Here is a 5,289-nt window from a genome sequence, read left to right as displayed (position 1 = left end):
TACTTGGTCTTGTTCTTAGGATCGCCATAACCTGCAGGAGTGTATACGAAAGCCTTGCGGAGCTGCTTGGTGCTCTCAGACCAGAAGAGAACCTGCTGTACGTTTCCGTGAGGTACGTTTCTTTCCTCGTAGAATGCCCTGTCGTGAGCAGGAATCTCGATACCAGACTCCCAACGGGTTGAGCCGTAGTAGTTGTTGGTACCAGGATCATTGAACATGCCCCCGTCGAGGAATACGTGATAGTAGTGGAATCCCTCGTCCATAGGACCGTCGGTTGTACCTTCCCAGATACCGTCACCTACATGCTTGAGGACTGTACCGCCCTGACCACCGAGACCGAGGCTTACTCTTACCTGAGCAGCACCTGGAGCGTTGATGCGGAAGCGTGCGTAACCCTGAGAGTTTACCATAGGATACTCCTGACCTGGCTGATTGAGCTCAGAAGGCTTGAAGTCTTCCTTGATTTCCTGTGCATTGGCGCCCATGCAGATTGTCATGGCAGCCAAGATAGAGAATACTGACTTTTTCATTTTGAAAAGTTTTGGTTTTAATGAAAATAGAGATTGTACCAGTTAGTGTAATTTGGGGTAAACCAAAGTTAAGAATTAATTTCCATTTTCTGCCAGGAAAAACCTAAATGCGGTCAAATTAATCTTTAGATGTATCTTTGCAGCATGACAGCGATTGTATTGACGAAAGAGTTCAGCCCCAAGGCCGGAACAGGAGTAAAGGAGTACCACAGTTTCATCAGGATGCCTCAGGCAGGAATGCCTTTCGGAGAGCAGATGGAAGCCGTGGTGGATGCGCTTGACGGTATTGCAGCAGAGAGAAAGGTACGCTTCGTGAGGTTCTTCCTGAGCGACGCGGCGAACCAGCATCCTGCTCTTTCCGAGACCATGGCTTCTGCGCCATATCCGGTCTCATACATCCAGCAGCCTCCGCTGGACGGCACGAAGCTCGCCGCCTGGGTATATTCCACCGACGACGGTGCCTGCACCATGGACCTCGTATGGGATGCATATATGAGCTCATCTTCCGAAGGTTCTCTCGCGCAGATGGAGGATATCTTCGCGGACTATGGACATAAGCTCCGGGAGAGGGGACTTAGCGTCGCACATGACTGCATCAGGACATGGATCTATGTTCATGACGTGGACGTGAACTACGGTGGCGTCGTAAAGGGCAGAAGAGACTATTTCAATACCATCGGCCTTACTCCGGACACCCATTTCATCGCGAGCACCGGTATCGAGGGCCGTCATCCGGAACCGATGAGGTTCGTCACGATGGACGCGGTGGCGGCACGAGGACTCAGGCCGGGGCAGATCCAGCATCTGTATGCGAAGGACCATCTCAGCCCGACCGCGGACTACGGAGTGACCTTCGAGAGAGGTACGGCCGTGCATTTCGAGGACAGGACCCATGCCTACATCAGCGGTACTGCGAGCATCGATTCCAAGGGGCAGGTTCTCCATCCGGGGGATGTGAGGATGCAGACCCTCCGCATGCTCGAGAACATCGAGGCTCTTCTTTCCGAGACCTCTGCCGGACTCGGTGACATAGTGATGGCTGTCGTCTATCTGAGGGATACCGCTGACTACCTTGCGGTGAAGTCAATCATCGACGAGAGGTGTCCCGGACTGAATGCCGAGTTCGTGCTTGCTCCTGTCTGCCGCCCTGCATGGCTCGTGGAGATGGAGTGCATCGCAATCATCTAGCTTTATCATTCGCCCATCGAGATGCTGTCGATGCGGAGACGGAGGGTGCCGGCGGGAGCGTGAGCCTCGACAAGGTCACCGACCTTTCCGCCCATCAGCGCCTGGCCGATAGGGGACTTCAGGGAGATCTTGCCTTCCTGGAGGTTCATTTCGTGGGGGCTGACTATAGTGTAGCACATCTGCTTCCCCGTGGCCATGTTCGTGAACTCGACCTTGCTGAGCAGGCTGACCTGGTCCTTCGGGAGTGCGGTCGTGTCTATCACCCTGGAGTACTTCAGGACCTTCTGCAGATAGTTGATCCTGCTGATCATCTTCGCCTGGGCCCTTCTCGCAGCGCGGTAGCCGAAGTTCTCGCTCAGGTCTCCCTGGGCACGCGCCTCGGAGAGAGCATCCTTGATCTTAGGGTACTCTACGTCGATGAGATTGTTGAGCTCGGCGGCGATGCTGTCGTAGCATTCCTTTGACAGATATTCCATATACTAGAACGGACGATATGGACAAAGATATGTATTATGGGCTCATTATTGCGAAAAAAAAGCTACTTTTGAATTCACCTAAAGCTGATTGATATGATCTATTCAAGCATTACAGAGCTGGTCGGCCATACGCCGCTTCTCGAAATCAAGGGCCTGGAAGGCCTGAAGGCCAGACTCGTAGTCAAATTGGAACTCTTCAACCCTGGCGGCAGCGCAAAGGACCGCGTCGCCCTTTCCATGATAGAGGATGCAGAAGCAAGCGGTATCCTCAAGCCCGGAGCCACCATCATCGAACCCACCAGCGGAAATACCGGAGTCGGCCTTGCTTGGGTCGGCACTGTGAAAGGATATAAGACCATCCTGACCATGCCTGATACCATGAGCATGGAAAGACGCAACCTTCTGAAGGCCTATGGCGCGCAGCTGGTTCTGACCCCCGGCGCCGAGGGAATGAAGGGCGCAATCGCAAAGGCAGAGGAACTGAGGGCTTCCATCCCTGGTGCCGTAATTCTGGGCCAGTTCGACAATCCAGCCAATCCTCGTGCCCATTATAAGACCACCGGAGAAGAGATATGGGCCGACACCGAGGGCGCTGTGGACATCTTCGTCGCAGGCGTAGGTACAGGAGGCACGATCAGCGGAACAGGCAAGGCCCTGAAGGAACATAAGCCAGGGGTCAAGGTCATAGGCGTCGAGCCAGCCAGCTCTGCCGTCCTGTCCACAGGCGTTTCGGGAAAGCACGGCATTCAGGGCATAGGTGCAGGCTTCGTTCCAGCCATTTATGACAATGAAGTGGTGGACGAGGTCATGCCTGTCTCGGATGCAGATGCATTCGCCGGCGCAAGGCTGCTTGCAAGCACACAGGGCGTCCTCGTGGGAATTTCCTCCGGCGCAGCTTTCCATGCAGCGATGGAACTCGCGCGAAAGGAAGAGAACGCGGGTAAGCTCATAGTCGCTCTGCTTCCGGATACGGGAGAAAGATATCTGTCAACTTCACTTTTCCAGGGATAGGTCATGAAAGGATTCGAGATACCGGAGGGATTGACTCTTCCTTCTCCGGAGGAACTTAAGAAGATGATGGTCCTGCTGAGGAACGAACTCTTTCCGGAGGTTTTCGGAAAGGTATCCTCATTGGGAACTATCGCAGACATCTTGAGGGCGCAGACCGGCTCTTCACAGGTGGCGGATGCCTTCGTCGCGGCCATCCCGGAGATCCGACGCCTTCTGATGACGGACGTCGAGGCCATCGCGACCAATGACCCGGCAGTGTCTTCGCTGGCCGAGGTCGTGCTCAGCTATCCCAGCATCAAGGTGATGATACATTACCGCGCAGCCCATTTCCTTCATGGGCTCGGAGTCCCCATCATCCCGAGAATCATAACGGAAATCGCGCACGGAGAAACGGGTGTCGACATACACCCTGCGGCAAGGATAGGCGAGTATTTCGCCATAGACCACGGAACCGGTGTCGTGATAGGAGAGACCTGCATCATCGGCCAGCATGTCATGCTCTACCAGGGCGTGACCCTGGGCGCGAAGAACTTCCATTACGATGCGGCAGGACTTCCGGTGAACATTCCACGTCACCCTATTCTGGAGGACAATGTCACCGTATATTCGAACACGTCGATCCTGGGAAGGGTCACCATCGGCCATGACTCGGTGATCGGAGGTAACGTATGGCTCACGCACGACGTCCCTGCCTATTCGAAGGTTCTCCAGGGTAAGGTCGTTACAGAAATGCTTTTCGAGGACGGCGGAGGAATCTAGTCCATCAGTCTCCATACCGGATGGAGCTCGTTGTCCTGGTGGGATTGCTTGCGGCAGATCTCGTAGAAGTAGTTGAGGATTGCGTCCGGGCTGCCTGCAAAGGACGGGTCCTTCATCTTCTGTTCGAACTCTGCGCGTATCGCAGGGGCGGTCTGGAGCATCTCGCGGCCCTTGACCTCCATGTATGCCTGGTTGATCCAGAACTCGTTGCCAGGCTGGACATGGGAATTGAAGAATCCCCAATAGGTGAGTGAACCGGGAGCGTCCGGCTCGAAGAGGTAGACGGCGAGCTTCGCGTTAGGCTGGTCCATGTCGACGACTATGCTGCCCTTCGGGCAAAGGAGCTTCTCGCTCTGGGTGCTGTAGCTTACCGAAATCAGAGGTACGCGGCCCTCGCTCTGACGAGTAGAGAAAGTACCTCCGTTGTATCGGTAGGTCTCGACCTCGATCTCCTTGTCCTCCGATGTGACCGTGTATTTCAGGTCATGCAGATCGAGCAGCTCGCAGAGATAGCTGTACTGGGGCATGATCACGTAAGCCTTGGGGATACGTATCTCCATCGTTGTCTTCTGCTGCCCGAACAGAGGCACGCGGTATGTCATAGGCTTGTCGTAGTTGTGCTTCACCCACTGGCCTCCAGAGAGGTCGCTCTTCACTGTGTCTCGCTGCCATCCGAGATAGTCCACATAAGTCACGACATCTCTGTCGATCTCGTATCTGATAGGGAAAGGATTCTTCCTGTACTCGGCGCTCGCGGTGGCCTTGTCTGCCTGCTTGATGGAACTCTGGAGCTCCTTCTTGTGGTCCTGGAGTATGTATGCGCACTGCCTGATGGACTCGAGGGTTGCCATCACGCGCTCCTTGTACGGCTTGTAGATATGTGTCTCGAGCAGGACGCCGAGACGGTTGCGATATGCGACGTAGCTCTGCGAATAGCGCGGGTCGAAAACGTCCAGCGTCGCTCCGAGCTCGGGCGCATAGGTGCGGTCATACTCGCAGTACGGGAACATGGGGAAGCCGGCCTTCGTCATCCTCTCATTGAACTCCTTCTCGAAGACATTGAGCGAGAAGCTGTGCAGAGGTTCGGTCATCGCCTTTCCATGGTTCTCGATGTCGTAGGTCATCACGTACTGGAAGTCGGCGCCGTTGGTGACATGACAGTCGATGAAAAGTTCCGGGTCCCAGCGGTTGTAGAGCCTGAGCCATGCCTTGAGCTCAGGGGAATCGCTCTTGAGGAAGTCCCTGTTGAGGTTCAGGAGCTGTGCGGTGTTGCGGGTTCCGAGTTCGTCCGGACCATTCTGGTTGATGCGGTTGGTGGCGCGGAA

At 55.1% G+C, this 5,289-nt stretch carries 6 protein-coding genes; 3 read left to right on the top strand and 3 right to left on the bottom strand.

What is annotated here, in order from left to right:
* Positions 1 to 530, bottom strand: a 530-nt coding sequence (locus tag AC06ND_RS10005; RefSeq protein ID WP_475678834.1) for an early set domain-containing protein, incomplete at its 3' end; no start/stop codon positions are given.
* A gap of 144 nt (positions 531 to 674) precedes the next feature.
* Here AC06ND_RS10005 and AC06ND_RS10000 point away from each other — a divergent pair.
* Positions 675 to 1,718 (top strand): Rid family hydrolase, encoded by a 1,044-nt coding sequence (locus AC06ND_RS10000; protein WP_475678833.1) that lies wholly within the window; start codon positions 675 to 677, stop codon positions 1,716 to 1,718.
* Between the two features lie 5 nt (positions 1,719 to 1,723).
* Here the strand turns inward: AC06ND_RS10000 and greA are convergent, their stop codons facing one another.
* Entirely contained in the window at positions 1,724 to 2,194 is a 471-nt protein-coding gene (gene greA / locus AC06ND_RS09995; protein WP_475678832.1) for a transcription elongation factor GreA, read from the bottom strand.
* Positions 2,195 to 2,281: 87 nt separating this feature from the next.
* Between greA and cysK the strand changes: the two genes are divergently transcribed.
* Both cysK and AC06ND_RS09985 read left to right on the top strand, forming a co-directional pair.
* Positions 2,282 to 3,205 (top strand): cysteine synthase A, encoded by a 924-nt coding sequence (cysK, locus tag AC06ND_RS09990; RefSeq protein WP_475678835.1) that lies wholly within the window; start codon positions 2,282 to 2,284, stop codon positions 3,203 to 3,205.
* Between the two features lie 3 nt (positions 3,206 to 3,208).
* Positions 3,209 to 3,964 carry a serine O-acetyltransferase gene (locus AC06ND_RS09985; RefSeq protein ID WP_475678831.1) on the top strand — a complete coding sequence of 252 codons (756 nt, stop codon included), beginning with the start codon at positions 3,209 to 3,211 and terminating at the stop codon, positions 3,962 to 3,964.
* Here the strand turns inward: AC06ND_RS09985 and AC06ND_RS09980 are convergent.
* Positions 3,961 to 5,289, bottom strand: a 1,329-nt coding sequence (locus tag AC06ND_RS09980) for a M14 family metallopeptidase (protein WP_475678830.1), incomplete at its 5' end; no start/stop codon positions are given. The two genes, AC06ND_RS09985 and AC06ND_RS09980, sit on opposite strands and share 4 nt — an antisense overlap.

It is taken from the genome of Candidatus Cryptobacteroides sp., from assembly GCF_056207615.1.
This window is presented reverse-complemented; position numbering and strand designations above follow the sequence as displayed.